Here is a 22,381-nt window from a genome sequence, read left to right as displayed (position 1 = left end):
AACGAAGACAAGGCGCATTCACGGCCTCTGCCGAACGGCGCCTCCAGGGAGCCTATCCATGAACGGCCAGCCGGCATCCCAATCCGATTATGGGGCCGCGGCCCTTGATCTGAACGTCACCAAGGATCTGTGCGCATTCATGGCCGCAGCCACTTTCGAGAGCATGCCCGAAGCGGCCATCCACGCGGGTCGTCGTGGCGTTCTCGATTGGATCGGATGCGCTCTCGCCGGGAGCCGGCACCCGACGATTTCCAAGCTGCTTTGCGTGCTCGAAGCGGTGGGAAGCGCGCCGCGGGCGACAGTGCTCGGGCGCGACATGAGGCTCGGACTGCTCGAGGCCCCGATTGCCAATGGCCAGATGGGCCATGTGCTTGATTTCGACGACACCCACATGGGTGGCGTCGTTCTCCATGCGAGCTCACCGGTTCTGGCCGCGCTCTTCGCGCTGTCGGAGAGAAAGCCGGTCACCGGCAAGGATTTCCTTTTGGCTTACGCGGCCGGTTTCGAGGCGGGCGTCCGCGCGGGACAGGGGGCCCCTGCTCATCACGCGGGGGGATGGCACCTGACCGGGACGCTGGGCTCGATCGCCGCGGGTGCCGCCGCTGGAAAGCTCCTTGGGCTGGATTCCCGGCAGCTGGTGCATGCCCTGGGCATTGCGGCGACGCAGGCGGCCGGCATGCAGCAGAACCGGGGAACGATGTGCAAGTCGTTTCACGCCGGCAAGGCGGCCTCGAGCGGGCTGCTCGCGGCCCTGCTCGCGCAGAGCGGTTTCGACAGTTCGGACGAGATCCTCGAGGGAAAGCGTGGTTTCTGCCGGATTTACAGCAGCGTTGCGAAGACGGATCTCATTCTCGACCAGCTGGGGCGGCGCTGGGAGATCGCCCGCAATGGCCACAAACCCTATGCCTGCGGCGTGGTTCTGCATCCGACGATCGATGCCATGGTGGCCCTCCGCGCCAAAGTATCCGCGCCGGACCAAGTGTCTGCAATCGAGTTGCGGGTCAATCCTCTGGCCGTCTCCATCACGGGGGTGGCCGATCCCGGGACGGGTCTCAAATCGAAGTTCAGCCTGACCCACACGGCGGCTGTCGCATTTCTGGATCGGGCAGCCGGCATCGCTCAGTACACCGACGAGCGTGCGCGCGCGCCCGAGATCGTTGCTCTGCGAGAGATCGTCAATGTCAGGACCGATGAGAGCCTTGGACGGGATCAAGCATGGGCTTGCGTCGTCTTACGAACCGGCGAGCGCTACGAATACCAGGTCACCCATGCGAGCGGCACTGTCGACAACCCGATGTCCGATGCCGCTCTCGAAGGGAAGTTCCTGGCAAATGCGGTGCCACTGATCGGACACGAGAGGGCATCCCGCATTCGCGATTCAGTGTGGCGGCTCGATCAGATCGATGATGTCGGCAGCCTGCTGGTGCAATGCGCATGATGCCGGCCTCACCCGTCCCATTCTGGCGTGCCATTCCGAGCCTTGCGCTGGCTGCGGGGCTCGGATGGCTTGCATCTTATCTTCATATGCCGCTTGCGTGGGTCCTCGGTCCCCTGATCGTGACGGCATTGATGTCCGTTGCGGGCTATCCGGTCATCGCGCCTGCTCTCGGAAGGCGTTTCGGGCAGGCGGTCGTCGGCACGAGCATCGGCCTCAACATCACCGCGGCTGCTATCGACACCATCGTCATGTGGGCTCCATGGATGGTCGTGACGGCGCTTGTCGGAATCGTCCTGGCCGCAGTGCTGTCCGTGCCGATGTCCGTCGCAGGCAAGATCGACCATAAGACGGCCTATTTCTCCCTGACTCCGGGCGGTCTCTCCGAAATGGCGAATATCGGCGTTTCCGAGGGAGCCGAGGCCGAACCGATCGCAGTCTCTCAGGCGATCCGCGTCGCTTTGCTGGTCTGCCTCATGCCACCTCTCATCATTGCTTTGGGGATTGATGGCGGATTGATGAATCAGGCGGCTCGAATCGAGCTTTCCTGGTTCCAGGTCACGGTGGCACTCGCGGCCGGACTGGCAGGGGTCACGGTCACACGGCTGCTTCGCTTCAACAATCCATGGACTGTCGGCGCCATTCTCGGCACAGGACTCATCGCCGCTCTGGGACTGCTGTCCGGGCGAATTCCCGGGATATTGTTTTCCGCAGCACAATTCCTCATCGGGGTGTCGATTGGGGCCCGCTTCCGACGTGAAAGCCTGGTCCGGCTTCCGCGGGTTTTCCTCGTCAGTGCCTTGTTCACGATTGCCTTGGCGGCACTGCTCTTTACCTATGCCGGCGTTTTGGCGGCGGTAACAGGCATTGATCTTGCGAGCGTTGCCCTTGGTTCCTCTCCGGGTGGGATGGCGGAAATGGCGCTGACGGCGCAAGTCCTCCATCTCAATGTGGCGCTCGTGATCGCCTTTCAGGTTATTCGTGCCTTTTTCGTGAATGGGTTTTCATCGTATTTCTATAGGCTTTTCAACAAGATGGGCCTTTTTTCAGGAATCGCTCTACTCATGGGGCGGCGCTTGTCCCGTTAATCCCTTCCTGGCCCGGATCTTCAGCCGCCGATGGTCCAGGCACGATTCCGCTTCTCGTCAAAGGATAGGCTTGACCCCTCGGATTTCTTGTGCGTACTTATGTATACAATAAAATGGCTGCCGGAAAGAAGGCCATGATCAAGCGCTGGATCCCGGTTTGGGACCCAGGCGCCGGGTCTGCAGGATGACCGCTGCGCCAGCCACTCCGTAGGGATCAAAAAACAGCTTGCCGCTCAGCAGGGCGGAATGGGGAGGAAGTCTTGGCCGAAGGGAAACTTCTTGAAGGACAGGTCGCCGTCGTCACGGGCGGCGTGCGCCGTATCGGCAAAGCAATCGCCGTATCGTTGGCAAAGGCAGGCGCTGCCGTCGTCATCAATGCGAAATCGTCCCGCGAGGAGGCCGAGGCCGCTGCCCACGAGATCGAGCTGGCCGGCGGACGCGCCATCGTCCATCTGGCCGATGTCACGGACGAGGAGGCTGTCGCTGGCCTCGTTTCCGCGGCGATGGGGGCATTCGGACGCATCGATATCCTGGTGAACAATGCGGCGATCCGGCGGGAGGTCCCGTTTACTGAAATGTCCCTTTCGGAATGGCGCGAGATTACAGGTATCATTCTCGAAGCCCCATTCCTGTGCTCACGCGAGGTTCTCCCGCATATGGTCCGTTCGGGATATGGGCGGATCATCAATATCGGCGGCGTCAGCGCCCATACGGGCGCCTATAATCGCGCCCATGTGGCGGCGGCGAAAAGTGGATTGACGGGACTGACTCGCGCGCTCGCCGTCGAGTTCGCGGAGCACGGGATCACGGTGAATTGCGTTGCTCCGGGTAAGATCGGCGGAAAGCGCTCGGCAACGTCGGGGCACAGCGTGTCTCTTCCAGGTGGGGGGCAGCCCCTCGTCGGTCATGACGGTGTTCCGGAGGATGTTGCGGAGGTCGTTCGCACTCTGTGCCTCCCGACCGGAGGTTTCATCACAGGACAGACCATTCACGTGAATGGCGGCCTCTTCATGCCGTGATCGAAACGGAGTTGCGTCAGTAGCAAAATATGGCATGGCCCTTGCGTTTCGTAAGGGAGTAGTGTGTATGCTGTAAATTGTCGACAGTTGGCAAATTGAACCAACCAACAGACCGCCGGGAAGGCGGCTTCCATGAACCAAGGAGGAATTCGCGATGATTTCCAAGATCAAGACTGCACTCTTGGTGGGCTTGGCGACAGCCGGCATTTTGGCCCAACCCGTTCTTGCGGCAGACTACCCGCACAAGACCGTGAAGCTCGTCACCCACTCCAGTCCCGGCGGCGGAACGGACGTCTTCCTGCGTGAGCTGATCAAGTATCTCACGCCGATTACGGGCGTGACTTATGTGGTCGAGAACGTTCGCGGCGGCGCTGGAGCCAAGGCCATGGCGTATCTCGCAGGCTCGCCGGCGGATGGCAGCGTCTTCTACGGAACGACGCCGAGCTACGTGAATACTTCGCTGCTGAGCAAACCCGACAAGACGTACGAGGATCTCGATCCCGTCGTGAACCTGTTCCAGGACCCGCAGATCGTCTTCGTCCGCGCCGACAGCCCCTATAAATCGCTCAAGGAAGTCGTCGAAGACGCCAAGAAGCGCCCGAACCAGGTGCGTGTCGGTGTCAGCACTCCCGGCTCGCTCGACCGCCAGGTCATGGAGCAGCTCAAAGCCGAGACCGGTACCGAAATGACCATCATTACGCATGATGGCGGTGGCGACGTCATGCTGAGCGTGCTCAACGGCACGTCGACCGTCGGCATCGGCGAAATCGGCGAATTGCGCGGCCAGCTCGACGCGAAGAAGATCCGCCTCATCACCACCTACACCGATGAACGCCTCCCGCAATTTGCAGATGTCCCGACCGCGAAGGAGCAGGGCATCAATCTCGTCGTGCGGAAGTTCCGCGGCCTTGCCGGCCCGAAGGGGCTGCCACGCGACATCGTCGCAGCTTGGGAAGATGCGGCCCAGAAAGTGCTCCAGGACCCGAAGTTCAAAGCGGTTTACGAGAAGGATGCCCTCATCCCGTCCTATCTGAATCAGGAGCAGTACGGGAAGTTTCTTGCTGGCTTCGCGGAGGAGCAGAAGGCCTTCTTCACGAAGTACGGCATCACGGCCGATTGATCGTCCGACCGACATTTCGCGCTTTTCGGGAAACATATCATGCGTTCAAATCTGATCACGGGCACCCTTCTTCTGATCTTTTCGGTGGTCTTCTGGTTCGGCGCGGATACGATCCCGAAAAGCCGTCTCGGCGGGAGCGTCGGCGCCGATGGCCTTCCAAAGATGTTGGCGATCGCGCTCGGCGTTCTCTCGGCGGGCCTCATCGTCCAGACCCTTCTGATGATGCGGACGGCACAGGTCGCCACCCATGCAGGACCAAAGGCGGCAGGCGAGCCAATCTCCCTATACCTGAGGGGCTTCGGCATGATCGTGATCGGTGCCGCCTATCTCGTGCTGGTACCCTATCTGGGCTACATGCTGACCATTGCCCTGCTGCTGCTCACAGTCGCAATCTACAATGGCAAACGCCCCACGGCCGGGCTCCTTGTATTCGCCATCGTCGGCTCCGTCTTCTTCTACCTGCTCTTCGTGCGGGTTCTGGACGTGCCTCTCCCGGCAGGGTTCTGGCCACGGCTGATCGGCTGACCATAGACGCGCGTCGGGAGCGAGCGTCTTTTCCTCATCACATTCATGGAGCGTATAGATGGAAGGCCTCTACTACGGCTGGCAGGCTGTCACGTCGATGCCCGTTCTGCTTGCCGCGATCGGCGGCGTAACTTGGGGTATATTGGGAGGGGCGCTCCCAGGGATCTCGCCTTCCATCGCGATGGCTCTTCTGCTGCCCTTCACCTATAATCTCCCGCCGCTCGTCGCGGTGGTTCTCCTTGCATCCGTCTATGTAGGCGCCGAATATGGCGGCTCCATTCCGGCAATCCTGATCCGTACGCCCGGGACGAATTCCGCCGCCGCGACCGTGATCGACGGCTACGAGATGCAGCGCCAGGGCCGGGGCGGTGAAGCTCTCGGCCTGTCTCTCGTCGGGGGCACCATCGGCGGATTGTTCGGATTGATTCTGCTCTCCACGCTGACGGAGCCGCTGGCAAGTCTGGCGCTGGTCTTTACGCCGCCGGCCTATTTCGCGCTCGGCATCCTGGGCATCAGCATCATCGGGTCCCTCTCCGAGGGGGCGCTTCTCAAGGGGCTCATCGCCGGCGTGCTCGGCTTGATGATCGCAACGGTCGGTACGGATCCGATTTCCGGCGTGAGCCGATTCACATTCGGAAAGCCGGAGCTGCTCGAGGGCATTCATTTCATCCTCGTCATGCTTGGAATCTTTGCCGTGGCAGAACTCATGGCGCAGGCGGGCGAGGAGCGCTGGACGGAAGGGACAAAGCCCGAGACCAGCACAACGCGCTTGAGGCTTCCGAGCCTCGCGACCCTGTGGCGTCTGCGCAGGGCGCAGGGCATCGGGTGCGTTCTGGGCGCTATCGAAGGAGCAATTCCCGGAGGCGGCGGCTCGGTTGCCGCATTTCTCTCCTACAACGAGGCTCGCCGCTGGTCGAAGGAACCGGAGAAATTCGGCAAGGGTTCCGAGGAGGGGGTTATCGCTCCCGAAACGGCCAACAACGTCGTGTCCGCAACAGCGATCGTTCCGACCTTGAGTTTCGGCATTCCCGGCTCGAACTCGACGGCGATTCTCCTTGGCGGGTTCCTGATTCATGGCCTGCAGCCGGGGCCAATGCTGTTCACCACCAATCCCGAGATCGTCTATGGCCTCTTCGGCGGTCTGTTTACCGCCAATATCCTGATGTTTCTGATCGGCGCCGTGATCCTGACGCCCTGCATCTGGTTGGTGAGGCGGCCCAAGCCTTACCTGATGGCGGCCATTTTCGGTCTTGTGGTCTCCGGTGTCTATGCGATCGATCATAGCCTCTTCGACCTGACAATCGTTCTCGTGGCCGGCGTCGTCGGATTCATCATGCGCAAGTTCGGCTTTCCGACGCTCCCGCTGATCCTCGGTCTCGTTCTCGGCTACATGATCGAGTCCAACTATCGTCGCGCTCTGCTGATCACCAACGGCGATCACATCGTCTTCCTGCAGGACGGCGTGAGCCTCGGTCTTCTTGCCTGTGCGGCTCTCATTGTCGGCCTTTCGGCCATGCGCGAAATTCGCCGAATGAGAAACCCGATCAAGCTGGAGGAAGCTCCCGCTCACTGACGTACCACATGCACGGCGCCTTCTCCGATCGGGAAGGCGCCGTTCTCATTTGATACCACCTTATGGAGAGTAGGAATGGCGAAGGAAAACACGCCGCCGCCCGGGCAGGCACTTGCGGAGCAGTTTGCGGGCTGGGCCTCGTCCCTCGACGATGCCGCCCTGCCACAGGATCTCAAGGATACCTTGACGTCCGCACTCATCGACCATGCCGGTTTGGCCGTCTCCGCCCGCCATGAGGAATATGTCCGGGCCATCGTGTCGTCCTGGGAGGGCGAGGGGCACTGCACGGCATTCGGTCACGCACGCGGCTACGATGCAGCGGGTGCTGCGCTGATCAATGGAACGGCCTCTCACGGCGAGGATTATGACGACACCTTCGAGGGTACGCCGGTGCATACGAGCGCCGTCATCGTGCCCGCCGTTCTCGCGGCCTGCGAACGTCATGGCAGAACGGGCGCGGATGCGCTGCGGGGCATCGCCGTCGGCGCGGAGCTCATGTGCCGGATGGCGATCGTTGCGCCGACGGCGCAGCACAGGGCAGGCTTCCATCCGACGGCGATCATCGGCGCGCTCGGTGCGGCTGCCGGCGTCAGTACGGCTCTGCGCCTGTCCCCCACTCAGTTCGTCGACGCTTTGGGTATCGCCGCCAGCTTCGCGTCCGGCATCATCGAGTATCTCGCCGAGGGGACCTGGACGAAGCGCATTCATCCGGGTTGGGCCGCGCAGGCGGGTTTGCGTGCCGCAGCCCTCGGTCGAGCGGGGTTCAAAGGGCCAAGGACGGTCTTCGAAGGCGAACACGGCTTCTTCTATTCTTTCGGTGTTCCGGATATTGCCGCCGACCATTCCCGTATCACGATCGACCTCGGGCGCGACTGGAAGGCTGCTCGCATTGCCTTCAAGCCATATGCCTGCGGCACGATGGTTCAACCTTTCATCGATTGCGCCATCCGCCTCGCACGAGAGGGAATCGGGGCCGAGCAGATCGAGGACGTTCTCTGCAGGGTCGGTGAAGGCACGGTTCACAGATTGTGGGAGCCTCTCGCCGAAAAGCGTCGCCCATCGACGCCGTATTCAGCGAAGTTCAGCGTGCCTTTCGGTGTCGCTGTCGGTTTCGTCGACAAGGCTGCAGGACTTGGGCAATTCAGCGAGCGGAAGATCTCGGATCCGGACATCCTGGCCCTTGCCCGAAAGGTTCGGTATGAGATCGATCCGGACGATGAATATCCGAGAAACTATACCGGTACCGTGATCGCAACGCTCCGCGATGGAAGCGTCCATAGCGCGCGACAGCCCCATATGCGTGGTGGTGCCAGAGAGCCTCTCTCGCGTGAGGAGATCCTGGCGAAGTTCCGGGCGAACGTTCTGTTCGGAGGCTGGACGGACGCACAGGCGGATGCTCTCGCGCAATGGTGCGCTCGCCTTTTCGACGCCCCGAGCCTCGATGGAATCGAAAAGTTTCGCGGCTGAATGCGCGAAGAGCGCGGGTGGATCGCCCGCGCTCTTCGTGATCGTCTGTTCCCGGGGAAGGGCAGGATCCTGATCGAGGAGCTGCCCTTTCCGTTTGATCTTACCGCGGCGGAACGCCTGCCTTGACGATCTCCGCAAGGGATGAGGCGTTCACGACATCGCGGCACAGGCCGATGAAACGCTCCGTTCCGGAGGGGCCCAGGACAGGCTCGCAGAGATCGCGCACCTTCTGGTCGAGCTGCTCGTCGCTCATCGGGCGGCCGAGGCTGCCGATGGCATGCTCGACGAACAGTTCGTACACTTTTCCGTCCGCCGTGGTGATCGTCACCTTCACCTGATCCTCGTGGATGCCATTCTCCGCCTCTGCCTTCACCTTACGGCGCAGGGTGACGATCTTGGGATCTGCAACCACCTCATCGGCATATTCATGCTCACCGCAGCGGCCGTAAACGATGGCGGCGGCGCAGGAGTGATAGACGGAGAATTTGCCTTCAAGTCCGGTTCTGGGTTCCGTCTTGCCGGTCAGTTCGAGGACGAGAGGATGCACCTTCAGCTCGATGGACGCGATGTCGTCGGCTTTCAGCCCATGAGCGTTCCTGAGCTGGATGCAGCCGTCGAGCGCCGGGTGGATGACGATGCCGCAGGCGAAGGGCTTGTAGGTGTTCAGGGAGACTTCCCAGGTCTTCCCCAGATTCTCCGTGATCTCCGTGGGGTCGAACTTCGTCGACAGCACGTGAGCGAAACCGCGAGGAGCCTCGATGCCGCGGTCGGAGCTGGTGAAGTTCTGAGCCGCGAGATGAGCGGCAAGCAGGCCATTCTGCGCGGCGCGTCCGGGGTGGAACGGCTTGCACATCGTGCCGAACATTTCGCGCAGCCCCGAGGATTGGGTCGCTGCAATACCGAGCGCCCATGTCATCTGCTGCGGGTTCAGGCCGAGGATCTTGCCGGCGGCCGCAGCGGCACCGAAGACGCCCGCGGTTCCCGTAATGTGCCAGCCGCGGTCGTAATGCTCGGGATAGACGGAGTTGCCGATCCGGCATTCGACCTCGACACCGAGGATGAACGCGTGAAGGAACTCACGGCCGCTCATGGGGCGGGTTTCAGCCAGGGCCAGCAGGGCCGACGCGATGGGACCGGCAGGATGGATGATCGTCTTGAGATGTGTATCGTCAAAGTCGAAGACGTGCGAGGAAATCCCGTTCAGCAGCGCTGCGTGGAGCAGATCCAGCTTCTCGCCCCGGCCCAGAACCGTCGCCTGGCCTTCGCCTGCGAATGGACGGATGGCCGCGAGCGTGCGGTCGAGAGTCTCGTGAATCGATCCACCGACGGCACACCCCGCCCAGTTCAGGAACGAGCGGGTCGCTTCCGTGTAAACGCTCTCGGCGATATCCCCTGGCTTGGAGCTGACAACGAAGTTCGCAAGAACTTGCGTGACCTTTGACCGGTCAATCACTGCAGAATCCATTTGTACTGTTCTCCAAAAATAAGCCGGGACGTTTGCAGCCCTGGAAGGGCACCACCGTGTGAATGGATGGTTCCCTGAAAATTGTCAACAGTTAACGAAAAAGTGTTCTACAGTCGGGGCATTCAGCGCGGCTGACTCGAGGTACTCTGTTTCATGAAAACGTCTCCTTCCGATGAATTGGGCATTCTCCGCACGTCCTCCCTCGCGACCGCGATAGAGCGAGAGGTCGAGCGGCTCATCCTCGATGGAAGCTACGCCCCAGGTGAGCGGATCAACGAAAACAAACTGGCGTCGGAATTGGGAACGAGTCGGGGGCCCATCCGGGAGGCGATACGAGCCTTGGAAGGCAAAGGATTGATCGTCTCACTCCGAAATCGCGGCTCCTTCATCCGCCAGCTGTCGGTACAGGAAGTGAGGGAGGTCTATGAGATACGCTCGGCCTTGTTCGGCCTTGCCGGGAGGCTGCTTGCCGAACGCGTCACGAAGGATCAGATCCGGCGGCTGACCCAGTTGGTGGTCGAGATGGAAGAAGCATCCAAGTTGCGCGACTTCCAAATGTACTATCCCCTGAACCTGGCGTTTCACGAATTTATCGTCGATTCCGCCGGCAATGCGCTGCTTGCGCAGCAATACCGCATGTTCGTCAAGAAGCTTCATCTGTTTCGCGCGCGCAGCCTTGTGCAGGGTGGAGGACTTACGATCTCGAACAAGGAGCACCGTGAGATGTTGTCCGCCATTGCCGCTCGTGATCCCGCTTGGGCACATGACGCGCATTCCCAGCATGTGACTGCGGCGCGTGATCGCCTTCTCAATGTCGTCGAAGTCACTGCCGGGTCAGGTCTCGAAGGCATCTCGGGTTCGTAATGCCGATTCCGGAGGGCCTGCTCACGATGGGCTGTCACGTCGGGAACACGCGTTTCCGATGCTGGTCCGGGCGGCACATCTTGGCAGAAACCAGTATTTTGACCCAAATTAATGCAGATTTGCTAAAAGTAGATTGTTGACAATCCAGGCGCCGTCGCTGAAGCTCACCCTAGGGCACCCAAAGAGGTGCCGGCCGGTTACCGGCACAACAGGGAGGTGAGATGAGCTACGTCGAGCTTACGCGTCTTTCCAAGAAGTACGGCGCGCATTTTGCGGTCAACGACGTCAACCTCGCGATCGCAAAAGGACTTCTGGTTTGTCTGCTGGGACCTTCGGGCTGCGGAAAAACCACCACGTTGCGCCTCGTCGCCGGTTTCGTCGAACCGAGCGAGGGTGAGATTCGGGTGGGGGGGCGAACGGTCTCGTCCCCGGGGCGTAGCGAGCCGCCCGAGCGGCGTAACATGTCCATGATCTTCCAAAGTTATGCGCTCTGGCCGCACATGACGGTTTTCGAGAATGTCGCCTATGGGCTGCGGCTCCGTAAAATGCCCCGTGAGGAGGTCACCCGGCGGGTCGAGACCATTCTGGATGTCGCCAAGCTGAAGCCTCTCGCCGGCCGCTATCCGGGCGAGCTGTCGGGTGGGCAGCAGCAGCGTGTGTCTCTGGCGCGGGCTCTCGTGGTCGAGCCCGAGACGCTGCTTCTCGATGAACCCTTGTCCAATCTGGATGCCAATCTCCGCGAAGAGATGCGTTTCGAGATCCGGCGCCTGCACGACGAGTACCGATACACCACCGTCTATGTCACTCACGATCAATCGGAGGCGATGACGACCGCCGATCTGATCGTCGTGATGAACCAGGGGCGTATCGAGCAGGCTGGTTCTCCTGAAGACATCTACAAGAGACCGCGCTCGGAATTCGTCGCGAGATTCATCGGCGGCGCCAACATCCTGAAGGGTGATCGCCTGCCGGGCGACGCAGTCGATATCGGTGGAGTCGTGCTGCGGTGCGGCGGAGGCGACTTTGCCGCTCAAGGCCAAACCGCGGTGGCCATCCGCCATCACGACATCACCTTCGCCACGACTGCCCCGCCTCCTGGCGAAACGAATTGGGTGCCCGGAACGGTCACCCGTCAGGTCTATCTCGGATCTCACCGCGACTATCTGGTCACGCTGAGCAACGGGGACACGATCCGTGCGGTCACTCCGGCGGATGTCGCTGTCCCCCAAGGGCAACCGGTTTGGCTCCATCTTCCACTGGAGCATTGCCGCGCGCTCGCACATTAAGGGAGGAAAGACATGATCAATCGTAGAACAGTTCTGAGCGGGGCACTGGTCAGCGGCCTCGCACTCTGCAGTGCCGGAAGTCTCGCGTGGGCGCAGGCACCGGCGCCCTATGAGCCCAACCAGGAGATGATCGACGCGGCCAAGAAGGAAGGGGTTGTCGTCTGGTATACGGCTACCGACGTTCAGGTTGCGGAAAAGGTCGGCAGCGCCTTCGAAGCGAAGTACCCGGGCATCAAGGTGCAGGTCGAACGTTCCGGCGCCGAGCGCGTCTTCCAGCGCATCAGCCAGGAATACGGCGCAGGAATTCACAAGGCGGATGTGGTTGAAACCTCCGACGCCGTTCACTTCATCCTGTTCAAGCGGCAGGGTTGGCTGCAGCCGGCGGTTCCGGCCGAGGTCGCCAAATCCTGGCCCGCGGAGACGAAGGATCCCGATGGCTTCTTCGCCGCCTATCGCGCGCATCTTTCCGTCATCGGATACAACACGAACCAGGTGAAGAAGGAGGAGGCGCCCAAGAGCCATGCGGACCTGCTCGATCCGAAGTGGCGCAATCGACTCGTCAAGGCCCATCCGGGCTACAGCGGCACGATCATGACCGGGACGCATGCGCTCAGCGAGGCCCTTGGATGGGACTATTTCGAGAAGCTCGCCAAGCAGCGCGTCATGCAGGTGCAATCGTCCACAGAGCCGCCGAAGAAGCTGGCTCAGGGCGAGCGCTCCGTCATGGCCGACGGCAATGAATACAACATGTTCATGCTCAAGGAAACGGGCGTTCCTGTCGAGGTCGTCTACGCGACAGAAGGCACACCGATCGCCATCGGGCATGCGGGCATCATGAAGAATCCGGCTCATCCCAACGCAGCCAAGCTCTTCTATGCGTTCATGTTCGCACAGGAGACACAGCAACTGATCAGCGACGTGGGCGGCTTGCGTTCGTTCCACCCGCAAGTGAAGGAGAAGGAAGGGCGCACCCCGCTCTCCCAGATCAAGGTTCTCTACTCCGATCCGAATAAGCTCGAGCCGATGATCGAAGACATCAAGAAAAAGTACGAGCTGACCTTCGGCACCTGACCGCCGGTCATCTGTAGTAGCGCGGGTTAGATTCTCGGAGCAGTGAATGAACGTCTCGATTTCTCTTCCGATGCCGGCACGGCGCGGACGTATCGACTTGTCTCGACCGATCTTCGTCCTGCTGGTGCTGGTACTGGGCCTTCTTGTCGTCCTGCCCCTGTTCTGGCTCGGCTACTACAGTTTCCTGGACCAGAACGGCCAGTTCACGCTGGCCAATTTCTCCGCACTTGTGACCGATCCGACATTGCGCCGTCCCTTTCTGACGGCACTCGGGATGGCGCTCGGCGTCGGGGTGGTTGCCTGTATCATTGCGACGCCGCTCGCGTGGCTTGTCGCCCGGTCAGACCTGCCCGGGCGCTCGGCCATCAGGGCGCTCGTCACGGCTTCGTTCGTCACGCCGCCGTTCCTGGGAGCCATCGCGTGGGAAATTCTGGCCGCGCCCAACAGCGGCCTCATCAACGTCGCCTATCGCAGTCTCTTCGGGTTGGAGCCGTACGAGTATCTTGTCGACATCTACACGTTCGAAGGGCTCGTCTTCGCCATTGCGTGCTACACGTTCCCCTACATCTTCACTCTGGTCGTGAATGCGCTGGAGCGCGTTCCGTCCGATCTGGAGGATGCGTCCTCCATGCTGGGCGGGCGTCTCTCGGTCACCTTGCGCCGGGTGACGATTCCTCTTGTGCTTCCTGCGATTCTCGCCGGCACGATGATCGCCGTTCTGCAGGCGCTCACCATGTTCGGCTCGCCTGCCATTCTCGCGCTCCCGGCCGGGTTCCACGTGATCACGACGAAGATCTGGAGCCTCTTCCAATATCCGCCGAAACCGGGCCTTGCTGCGGCTGCCGCCTTGCCTCTGCTGATCGTGACGGTGATGCTGCTGTGGGGACAGGCTCGGATCCTGGGACGTCGAGGCTATACGACCCTCGGCGGCAAGAACAGCGACCCTCGTATTGCGAAGCTTGGCCGGTGGCGGTGGTTGGCCATCGCCTTTGTCGTCGCCGTTCTTCTGTCGACGGTCATCCTGCCCTATGCGGCTCTGCTGAAGACGGCTTTGACGCGAACGGTTGCGGAACCACTCACCTGGAGCAGCTTCACCCTTCACCATGTGAGCTTCGTGTTCTTCGAGTTCTCGGCGACAAAGCTTGCCTTGCGCAACACCTTCCTGCTCGGCTTCCTGACGGCGACCATCGGCACGGCCATCGCGCTTGTGATCGCCTATCTCGTGACCCGGCGATCAGTCCCGGGAAGCCAGGTGCTCGGCTATCTCGCGACGGCGCCCGTCGCGATCCCGGGCATCGTCCTCGGTGTCGGGCTCTTCCTGAGCTACTCCAACCCGGTCCTGATGCTGTATGGAACCCTCTGGATCCTTCTCATCGCCTTCCTGACGATCGAGATGCCCGCAGGCTATCAGCAGCTGTCCTCCGCCTTCAAAAGCGTGCATCCCGAGCTTGAGGAGGCGAGCCGCATCCTGGGCGGAAACCGGATGACGACACTGCGGCTGATCACGGCGCCTCTCCTGCGCTCGAACGTGATCGCAACCTGGTGCTTCGTGTTCATCGGCACCATCCGGGAGCTCTCGGCGACGATCCTGTTGACGACGGCAGATACGAAGCTGGTATCGGTCATCATCTACGATCTGAACGAGAGCGGCGATCTCGGCGCGATCTCGGTGCTCGGGATCATGCTCCTCGTGATCTCCTTCGCCGTCGTTATCATCGCGAACCGGCTTCCCGTGCTGGGCGGCCAGCGTCTGCCGGCCGCTCGCTAGAGCCTTTTCCATGAACTTCGGTTCATGGAAAAGGCTCCTGTTGTTTGAGAAAGACGCCTTTTCTTCGCAAAACCGGCATCCACTTTTGCGGAAAAGGCTCTAGCGCATCGTGGGGACCCAGCGGGCCGCGCAAACGATGAGCTGTTTCCAAGACAAGGAGCATCGGACGTGAAAAGTGGAAGCCACCTTTCATGTCCGATGCTCGAAGAAAACTCTGGAAGAGCCGCCTGAGCCGAAAGGCTCAGCCGGCCGGCGTCCCGATCGGGCCGAAAAGAAGCGTGCGACTGGTCAGAACATGCTCCGCCATCACCTGGGCCGCCTTCTCGCTGTCCTTGGTCTCGAGCGCGTCGACGATGGCGGTGTGTTCCGCATTCGAGATTTTCATACGGCCCGGCATATCGAGCGTTCGGCGACGGAAGAGGTGCATCTCGCGATGAACGGACGCGCACAGGCTGAGGAGACGCCCGTTGCCGCTAAACTCCACGATCGCCTCGTGAAAACGCACGTTGAGCGGATAGAAGACGTTGAGTTCGCCCTTATCGGCGGCATCGTCCATCTGCTTGATCATGCGGCGCAGCTCGGTCACCTGCTTCTTGGTGATCTTCGGGGCGAGAAGCCGGCCCGCGAGCGCGTAGAGCGAAGCGCGAATGTCATAGAGCTCCGCAGCTTCACGGTTGCTGATTTCCCTGACGAATACCCCGCGATTGACGATCACGTGCACGAGGCCGCTCTGCTCAAGTCCGCGGCAGGCTTCCCGTACCGGGCCACGGCTCACGCCGAGCTTGGCCGCAAGCGCATTCTCGTTGAGTCGGTCACCGGCCTTGAGCTCTCCCACTTCGATCATGCGCTCGAGCTCACGCCGAATGAGAGAGGTCAGGGATTCCGTTCGCCGGATCCGGAGACCCAATCCTGGATCTAATGTCGTGTCCATAGTGCCACCATCAACATGTTGGACTTCCTTTAAATGATACCGCGTTCCGAGGCCAGTATGCAAAAGATTGTTGACAATAAACAATGAATGCCAAATGCTCAAAATGCCAATAGGCCCATCAGGGTAGCACCAGGGAAGGAAGAGTATGGACACGAAGGTCGAAACCGGAGAGAGCGCGCTCACGTGGTACGTCGCCGACTTCATCTGCAACGCAAGCGCTGCGGACCTCCCGCAGAGCGTCGTCGAACTCGGTAAGAAATCCATCCTCGACGGGCTTGGACTGGCGATTTCAGGGTCGGTTGCGAAGTCGGGCGAACTTGTCCAACGCCATCTCGCCGATCTTGGGCTGAGCTCTGGTCCATCGACCGTCATCGGCACCGCGCTGCGTGTTGCTCCTCGCTTCGCCGCCTTCGCCAATGGTGTGGGAATCCATGCCGACGACTATGACGACACTCAGCTCGCGGTCGCGGCCGATCGCGTCTATGGACTTCTGACTCATCCCACCGCACCTGCGCTGCCGGCGGCTCTTGCCGTCGGTGAGATGGTCGGCGCCGATGGCCGCGCCGTCATGCTTGCCTATCATCTCGGCGTCGAAGTCGAGTGCAAGATCGCCGAGGCGATCAACCCGCGCCACTACCAGACCGGCTTCCATGCAACCGCGACCTGCGGGACTTTCGCAGCCGCAGCCGCCACATCGCGCCTGATGGGCCTGAATCCGGAAACAACGAACAGAGCCCTCTCGATCGCCGGAAGCCAGTCCGCCGGGCTCCGCGAGAATTTCGGCACGATGACGAAGCCGTTCCATGCGGGACGCTCGTCCGAGAGCGGTGTCGCGGCCGCTCAGTTCGCAAATTACGGATGGACGGCAACGGATAAAATTCTCGAGGCACCTCGCGGCTTCTTCCGTGCCGCTGGCGGAGGCTTCGATCCCAATGCGATTGTGGGCAAGCTCGGTGCGCCATGGACGTTCGCCGAACCGGGCATCTCGATCAAACCGCATCCGTCAGGTTCTCTGACGCATCCGGGCATGACCGAGATGCTCAGGCTGATTCGTGAGAACGGCATTCGCGCCGGAGACGTCAAGCGGGTTCGCGTCGGCACCAATTCCAATATGCCGAACGCCCTTATTCATCACCGTCCGACGAATGAACTCCAGGCGAAGTTCTCAATGGAGTTCTGCATGGCCATTCTCCTGCTGGAGGGACGGGCCGGTCTTAACGAGTTCACCGACGAGGTGGTGCTGCGCCCGGATGTGCGGGCCATGATCGAGAAGATCGATTTCGTGGTGGACGAGGAGGCGGAGAACGCCGGTTACCATAAGATGACGACGATCATCGACATTGAGCTTGCCGATGGCCGGACGATTTCCGGGCGCGCCGATTTCGGCAAAGGCAGCCCGTCGAATCCCATGAGCTATGAGGAGGTCTCCGACAAATTCCGCGAATGCGCGGAGTTTGCCCGCTTCCCGCGTCAGCAGGCCGAAGATGTGGTGGCCATGGTGCGGGACCTCGAGACCCTCAAGTCCATCGATCAACTGATGAGCCGGTTGCGCCTCAAGGACTGAGCGCCACTGCCGTATTCGGCATGAGGGGTCGGCACGATGGTTAGGCATGCCGGACTCTCACCATGGCGCCGCGGCCCTGCGGGGCCCGGCGCTTTCATTGTGTTGCGACGGCCTGCGATCCACCGGCCGGATCGGCCGACATTGCCGGTCTCAGAAGCGGAGAAAGAACAGTGAGCAGTAAGACTCTCAAGATCGGAATTCTGGAGGGCGACGATATCGGCCATGAGGTGGTTCCGGCAGCCGTCGAAGTGGCCAAAGCGGCCGCACGTCGCCATAATCTGTCGATCGATTGGACTTCCGTGCCGATCGGTCGACGGGCTCTCGATACTCATGGCTCGACAATGCCCGACGGGACCCTTGAAACGCTCGGGGCACTCGACGGCTGGATTCTCGGGCCGATTGGGCATCGGGCCTATCCGCGCGTTCCGGGCGCGATCAATCCTCACCCGATCCTGCGCAAGCACTTCAATCTCTTCGCCAATGTACGGCCGACACGTTCCTATCCGGATATCGGCTGCCTCCATGACGATGTCGATCTCATCATCGTGCGCGAGAACAATGAGGGTTTCCAGCCGGATCGGAACGTCGTTGCGGGTTCCGGCGAATTCCGTCCGACCGAGGATGTGACGATCTCCGTTCGCGTCATCACGCGTGCGGGCAGCTATCGTGTCGCCAAGGCGGCCCTCGAGCTGGCTCGCCACCGGCGCAAGCACCTGACCTTCGTTCACAAGGACACCGTCTTCAAGCTCGGATGCGGCATGTTCGTCGAGGAGTGCAAGCGCGCCGCGCAGGAATATCCCGATGTGATCGTCGACGACGTCATCGTCGACACGTTCGCCATGCGCCTCGTCAGGGATCCGCAGAGCTTCGACGTGGTCGTGACCACGAACATGTTCGGGGACATCCTGTCCGATGAGGCCGCAGGTCTCGTCGGGGGGCTGGGCATGGCGCCTGGTCTCTGCATCGGCGAGGGCAATATCGCCATGGCGCAGGCGACCCACGGCTCGGCGCCCGATATCGCCGGGAAGGGCATCGCGAATCCCTATGCCATGATCGAGTCGACCCGCATGCTCTTCGATTGGCTCGGTCATGTCCGCGAGGTCCCGGAAGCGATTGCCGCCGCCGCATCGATGGAGCGGGCAATGACCCGGACGCTGATGGATCCCGCAAGCCGCACCGGCGATATCCGCGGGACCGGACGGACTGGAGACATGACCCGCGCTATTGTCCGGAACATCGAGGAAGACACACGCGCAGCCGCCTAACCCGCGATTGGGAACCAGCGGATACGGCTGTCAGGAAACAGGCAGCCGTGTCCCGGCCTCTTCATTCCGTCAGAGCAGAAACGTGGCCCGCTCCTGGGCATCGAGCCGGTCCACGAGGCCCGTCTCCCATGCGAGATACTGCCGGGCTGCATCGAGATTGCCGTCGTGCCTGTCGTGAACGAAGGACAGGAAATCGCTCGGACGTGCGATTGATTCCGGCCAACCGGTCTCCGTCGCCAGGCCTGCGGACTTCCAGGCATCGAAGCCGCCACTCACGATTCGCACATCGGCATATCCGAGCTCCTCAAGATCGAGAGCTGCGAGACGGGCGACTGGTTCGTCGGCGATCAGACAAAGGCCGCCCTGCCAGTCGCCAAGGGTTGTCTTCAACTCGGGACGGATCGTCCAGCGGCTTCCTGCGGGATGCTCCCGCCGGTATTCGACGGACAATCGCAGATCGAGGAGAAGGGCTTCGCCGCCGGCCGCAGCCTCCGCGGCTTCCTGCGGTGCAATAGGCTGCAGTTCCGAAGCAGGAACGAAGGGCGCGGCTTGGGAAGGCTGCCACCCGTCGCGAGCGAGAGTCGTGTCCGCGTCCGGCAGCACATAGGTCTCGTAGCCCATTTGCCCGAGCCAATAGGCTGCAAGAGAAGCCCGCAACCCGGTGTCATCGGCAAGGACGACGCGCGCGCGGCGCACGCCGAGCCAACGATCCGTGGCCTGGACGATCTGCACGCAGGGGGCATGGATTGCCCCCTGCAGATGCCCGGCTGCATACTCCTCCCCGCTACGGACATCGAGCAGATACAGCGTTCGGCTTCGGTCTGCGGCGAGAGTGTCCAGCATGCCTGCGTCAATCATCGGTATGTTGGCTCGTTGCGCAAAATTCTGCGCTCGAAGCCTGCTCGCTGCCAGTTCCCCATCGGATAACGAAGGCGCCTCGGCAGGGACTTGACCGCGATCGAGATCAAGTCCTGCGAGGGTCCACCCTTGCGTCCCATTCCGGAGTCCAAAAACAGGATTCTCGAGCCCGAGCAGTTTCAGGCTGATGGCGCCGATCAGACTTCTGGTGCGTCCGGCGCAGGTGAGCACGAGCGGCATCGATGTGTCGGAAACGACAGCGGGAAAACGGTGTGGGAGTTCGCCGTTCGGCAGACAGCGCGCACCCGGAACGGTCATCTTGTGATGCTCCGTCGGCGGGCGGACATCGACGAGGACATGGGGACGGCGCTCCCTCTGCCATTCGGCCAAAGTCTCCGGGTCGATCACGTCGGGATGAAAGGCGTGTTCGGCAAGTTCCCCCAGGGTCTTGCTCGGAACGTATTCTCCCTCGAAGAGGGTATAGCCGGCCACGACCCAGGCCTGGACGCCTCCGGCCACGACCCTGATGTCCTGATAGCCGAGGCGTTCCAGTCGGCCTGCCGCCTTCCCGGCGACACCATCTCCGGCATCGATCAGGACGATCGTCACACGGACATTGGGAACGAGGGAGAGGGCCGAGAGCTCGAGCCGGCTATAGGGGCACCATACGGCGAGAAGCGGATGGCCTTCTCCATAGGGACCATGTTCACGCACGTCCAGAAACGCGACTTCGGCAGGCGAGTGGACAAGCTCCTTCGCTGTGGCGGCGTCGATGTTTCTCATCACGGGGCTGCAGTTTCCTCGACGTGCCCGGTGAGCGGCATCGGCTCGCCTCCCGTGAAGAAAGTCCAGAATGCGGAGTAGACAAGATCCGGCCTGTGCTCCGCAGGGTAGTGGCCCGTGGGAATGGCCCAGCCCCTCAGATCCGGAGCCCAGGGCTCCCAGGCTTCCAGGGGCTTGAAGTGGCGGCCGCAATGACTGTTCGATCCCCAGAGAACCAGGACCGGGCACGAGAGTCTCTTCACGCCGAAATCCGCTTGATCCATTGCGAGGTCGAGCGTGACGGTCGCACGATAATCCTCACAAACCGCATGGATCTGTTCGGGTGTCGTGCAGCGCACATACTCGGCCATGGCTTCGGGCGAGAAGATCTCGAGGCCGACGCCTTTCTTGTTGAGTTTGTACTGGATGTAATAATCAAGATCGGCGCAGATCAGCTTCTCGGGGAAAGGGGCCTTTTGCGCCATGAAGAACCAGTGATACGCCTCAAGCCCCCATCCGAGCGTGACATTGGTCAGCACATGATGCGTCGGCACGATGTCCAAGGCGGCGATGCGCTCGATCCTGTCCGGAGCGTCCAGAGCCATGCGGAAGGCGACGCGCGCCCCACGGTCATGGCCGGCAACGGCAAAACGCTCGAAGCCCAAGGCCGCCATGACCTCGAAGTTGTCCTGCCCCATGGCTCGGAACGTATACGCCTCATGATCCGAGCCGCCGTCAGGCTTGGAGCTGTCGCCATAGCCGCGCAGGTCGGGCGCAACCACGGTAAAACTCTGCGCGAGGCTTGGAGCGATCTTGTGCCAGCTCACATGTGTCAGCGGATTGCCGTGAAGAAGAAGAAGAGGCGGGCCATTTCCCGCGACGGCAACGCGGATTTTCGCACCCGATGTCTCGATGGTCTTGTAGGTGAAGCCTTCCATCAGAGAGCTGCCATAAGAGCTCAAAGGCGGCATGGAGGCGTTCCGCTCGAACAAAGGTCTGTTCATCACTGATCATCCAGGTTGGACACAGCGCAAAAGTCGAACCAATTTCGTAAATTGTCAACAATCTTCCATTGACTATTTTCTGTGAGTTGCCATGCTTCCGGTACATGCCTCGGCTGGCCAGGGAGGCGGAAGCTCCGTTGGCTTCACACTGATCGGCACCCATCGGTAAGAGGAAAACTGAACGTGGCGGTATCAAGCACTGAAGGGCAGGCGCTGCCCCGAATCGCGCTCCTGCTCGGCGACTACACGGGTATCGGCCCGGAGCAGTGCGCCCGCGTCCTGTCGGACGGACGCCTGAACGATGCAGCCCGCCTCGTGGTGGTCGGCGACGTGCGGGTTCTGGAGCAGGGCATGCGAGATGCGGGAACATCATTGTCCTGGCGCGCCGTTTCGTCGGTTTCCGAAATCGACTGGAGCGGCCCGGATATTCCTGTCGTCGATCTCGAGAACATCGATCCGGCGAGCTTGCCCCGCGGTGTCGTCTCGGCCGAGTCGGGTCGCCTGACAGGCGACACCCTGGCGTATGCCGTTGCGATGTCACAGCGGGGTGAGGTGGACGCCATCACCTTCGCGCCGCTCAACAAGGCGGCTCTCCACGCTGGAGGGTGGCACTTCCCGGACGAGCACAAGATGTTCGCCCACCTTCTCGATCATCGCGGATATTTCTCCGAGATGAATGTCCTCGACGATCAATGGATGTCGCGGGTCACCTCCCATGTCTCTCTCCGGCAGGCCATCGAGCAGATCAGCGCCCAGAGCATCACGGACGCCATCCAACTGGCCGACCGGACCATGAGGCGGGCCGGCATCGCGAAGCCGCGCCTGGCCGTCGCGGCGCTCAATCCCCATGCCGGGGAGGGAGGATTGTTCGGAACCGAGGAGATCGACATCATCGCTCCCGCGGTGGCCGCCGCCGCGCAGAGCGGAATCGACTGCCGGGGCCCGTTTCCCGCCGACACGGTTTACCTGAAGGCGTTTGCGGGCGAGTATGATGGGGTTGTCGCCATGTACCACGATCAGGGGCAGATCGCGACGAAGCTGCGCGGCTTCAACAGGGGCGTCACGGTCACGGCCGGGCTTGGGACGGTCTTTACGACCCCGGCACATGGCACCGCGTTCGACATCGTCGGCAAGGGCGTTGCCTCCACCGGCGCATTGGAGAATGCTGTGCGCCTCGCCGCAAGGCTGGCGGGCGCCGAAAGGGCCAAGATGGCGGCCTGATGATGGCGGCCTGATCGAACGGGCCTCGGCGGGATCGCCATGCTTTGGTCGAGCGCCCGAAAAGCAACGTATTGAACGCGTCACAGGTGTCAGCG

Annotated in this window: 18 protein-coding genes; 14 read left to right on the top strand and 4 right to left on the bottom strand. The window is 61.6% G+C overall.

Translation table 11 applies throughout. The features are described from left to right. The first annotated feature begins 58 nt into the window (after positions 1-58). The 7 genes from RE429_RS18880 (at position 59) to RE429_RS18850 (ending at position 8,227) form a co-directional block, all read left to right on the top strand. On the top strand, positions 59-1,438 hold the full coding sequence (locus RE429_RS18880) for an MmgE/PrpD family protein (RefSeq protein WP_414472204.1): 1,380 nt from the start codon (positions 59-61) through the stop codon (positions 1,436-1,438). After that, on the top strand, positions 1,429-2,523 hold the full coding sequence (locus RE429_RS18875; RefSeq protein WP_414472203.1) for an AbrB family transcriptional regulator: 1,095 nt from the start codon (positions 1,429-1,431) through the stop codon (positions 2,521-2,523). The genes RE429_RS18880 and RE429_RS18875 overlap by 10 nt, the downstream gene beginning before the upstream one ends. A gap of 260 nt (positions 2,524-2,783) precedes the next feature. Next, positions 2,784-3,542, top strand: coding sequence for an SDR family NAD(P)-dependent oxidoreductase (locus RE429_RS18870; protein WP_414472202.1), 759 nt, complete (start codon positions 2,784-2,786; stop codon positions 3,540-3,542). A 154-nt stretch (positions 3,543-3,696) separates the two neighbouring features. Next, positions 3,697-4,662 (top strand): Bug family tripartite tricarboxylate transporter substrate binding protein, encoded by a 966-nt coding sequence (locus tag RE429_RS18865; protein WP_414472201.1) that lies wholly within the window; start codon positions 3,697-3,699, stop codon positions 4,660-4,662. Positions 4,663-4,701: 39 nt separating this feature from the next. Continuing rightward, the gene (locus tag RE429_RS18860) at positions 4,702-5,187 is read left to right on the top strand and encodes a tripartite tricarboxylate transporter TctB family protein (RefSeq protein ID WP_414472200.1); all 486 of its coding nucleotides are present in this window, start codon (positions 4,702-4,704) and stop codon (positions 5,185-5,187) included. Positions 5,188-5,245: 58 nt separating this feature from the next. Continuing rightward, entirely contained in the window at positions 5,246-6,760 is a 1,515-nt protein-coding gene (locus tag RE429_RS18855) for a tripartite tricarboxylate transporter permease (protein ID WP_414472199.1), read from the top strand. A 75-nt stretch (positions 6,761-6,835) separates the two neighbouring features. Then, on the top strand, positions 6,836-8,227 hold the full coding sequence (locus RE429_RS18850) for an MmgE/PrpD family protein (protein WP_414472198.1): 1,392 nt from the start codon (positions 6,836-6,838) through the stop codon (positions 8,225-8,227). 100 nt (positions 8,228-8,327) lie between these two features. Here RE429_RS18850 and RE429_RS18845 read toward each other — a convergent pair whose 3' ends face one another. Then, entirely contained in the window at positions 8,328-9,692 is a 1,365-nt protein-coding gene (locus RE429_RS18845; RefSeq protein ID WP_414472197.1) for an MmgE/PrpD family protein, read from the bottom strand. 177 nt (positions 9,693-9,869) lie between these two features. Between RE429_RS18845 and RE429_RS18840 the strand changes: the two genes are divergently transcribed. From RE429_RS18840 to RE429_RS18825, 4 genes are all read left to right on the top strand, one after another. Further along, a complete protein-coding gene (locus RE429_RS18840; protein WP_414472196.1) occupies positions 9,870-10,556 on the top strand; it encodes an FCD domain-containing protein in 687 nt (228 codons plus the stop codon). 221 nt (positions 10,557-10,777) lie between these two features. After that, on the top strand, positions 10,778-11,842 hold the full coding sequence (locus tag RE429_RS18835; protein WP_414472195.1) for an ABC transporter ATP-binding protein: 1,065 nt from the start codon (positions 10,778-10,780) through the stop codon (positions 11,840-11,842). A 12-nt stretch (positions 11,843-11,854) separates the two neighbouring features. After that, on the top strand, positions 11,855-12,913 hold the full coding sequence (locus RE429_RS18830; RefSeq protein WP_414472194.1) for an ABC transporter substrate-binding protein: 1,059 nt from the start codon (positions 11,855-11,857) through the stop codon (positions 12,911-12,913). A gap of 46 nt (positions 12,914-12,959) precedes the next feature. After that, positions 12,960-14,681, top strand: a complete 1,722-nt coding sequence (locus RE429_RS18825; protein ID WP_414472193.1) for an ABC transporter permease — start codon at positions 12,960-12,962, stop codon at positions 14,679-14,681. 241 nt (positions 14,682-14,922) lie between these two features. Here RE429_RS18825 and RE429_RS18820 read toward each other — a convergent pair whose 3' ends face one another. Continuing rightward, positions 14,923-15,795, bottom strand: a complete 873-nt coding sequence (locus tag RE429_RS18820; protein ID WP_414472192.1) for an FCD domain-containing protein — start codon at positions 15,793-15,795, stop codon at positions 14,923-14,925. On the opposite strand from RE429_RS18820, the gene RE429_RS18815 reads away from it, so the two are divergent. After that, positions 15,758-17,176: an MmgE/PrpD family protein gene (locus RE429_RS18815; RefSeq protein WP_414472191.1), complete on the top strand. Its 1,419-nt coding sequence runs from the start codon at positions 15,758-15,760 to the stop codon at positions 17,174-17,176. The genes RE429_RS18820 and RE429_RS18815 overlap by 38 nt on opposite strands. Before the next feature lie 170 nt (positions 17,177-17,346). Continuing rightward, positions 17,347-18,441 carry an isocitrate/isopropylmalate dehydrogenase family protein gene (locus RE429_RS18810; protein WP_414472190.1) on the top strand — a complete coding sequence of 365 codons (1,095 nt, stop codon included), beginning with the start codon at positions 17,347-17,349 and terminating at the stop codon, positions 18,439-18,441. Positions 18,442-18,510: 69 nt separating this feature from the next. Here RE429_RS18810 and RE429_RS18805 read toward each other — a convergent pair whose 3' ends face one another. Together RE429_RS18805 and RE429_RS18800 are read right to left on the bottom strand one after the other, a co-directional pair. After that, the gene (locus tag RE429_RS18805; RefSeq protein ID WP_414472189.1) at positions 18,511-20,082 is read right to left on the bottom strand and encodes a rhodanese-like domain-containing protein; all 1,572 of its coding nucleotides are present in this window, start codon (positions 20,080-20,082) and stop codon (positions 18,511-18,513) included. After that, positions 20,082-21,065, bottom strand: a complete 984-nt coding sequence (locus RE429_RS18800) for an alpha/beta fold hydrolase (RefSeq protein ID WP_414472188.1) — start codon at positions 21,063-21,065, stop codon at positions 20,082-20,084. Before RE429_RS18800 ends, RE429_RS18805 begins: the two co-directional genes overlap by 1 nt. Before the next feature lie 183 nt (positions 21,066-21,248). Here RE429_RS18800 and RE429_RS18795 point away from each other — a divergent pair, with 183 nt between their 5' ends. Continuing rightward, positions 21,249-22,286 (top strand): PdxA family dehydrogenase, encoded by a 1,038-nt coding sequence (locus RE429_RS18795; protein WP_414472187.1) that lies wholly within the window; start codon positions 21,249-21,251, stop codon positions 22,284-22,286. Positions 22,287-22,381: the final 95 nt, after the last annotated feature.

Source organism: Microvirga sp. M2, assembly GCF_047497095.1.
GTDB lineage: Bacteria > Pseudomonadota > Alphaproteobacteria > Rhizobiales > Beijerinckiaceae > Microvirga.
Note: the sequence above shows the minus strand (reverse complement) of the source record. Positions and strands in the feature narration are given on the sequence as shown.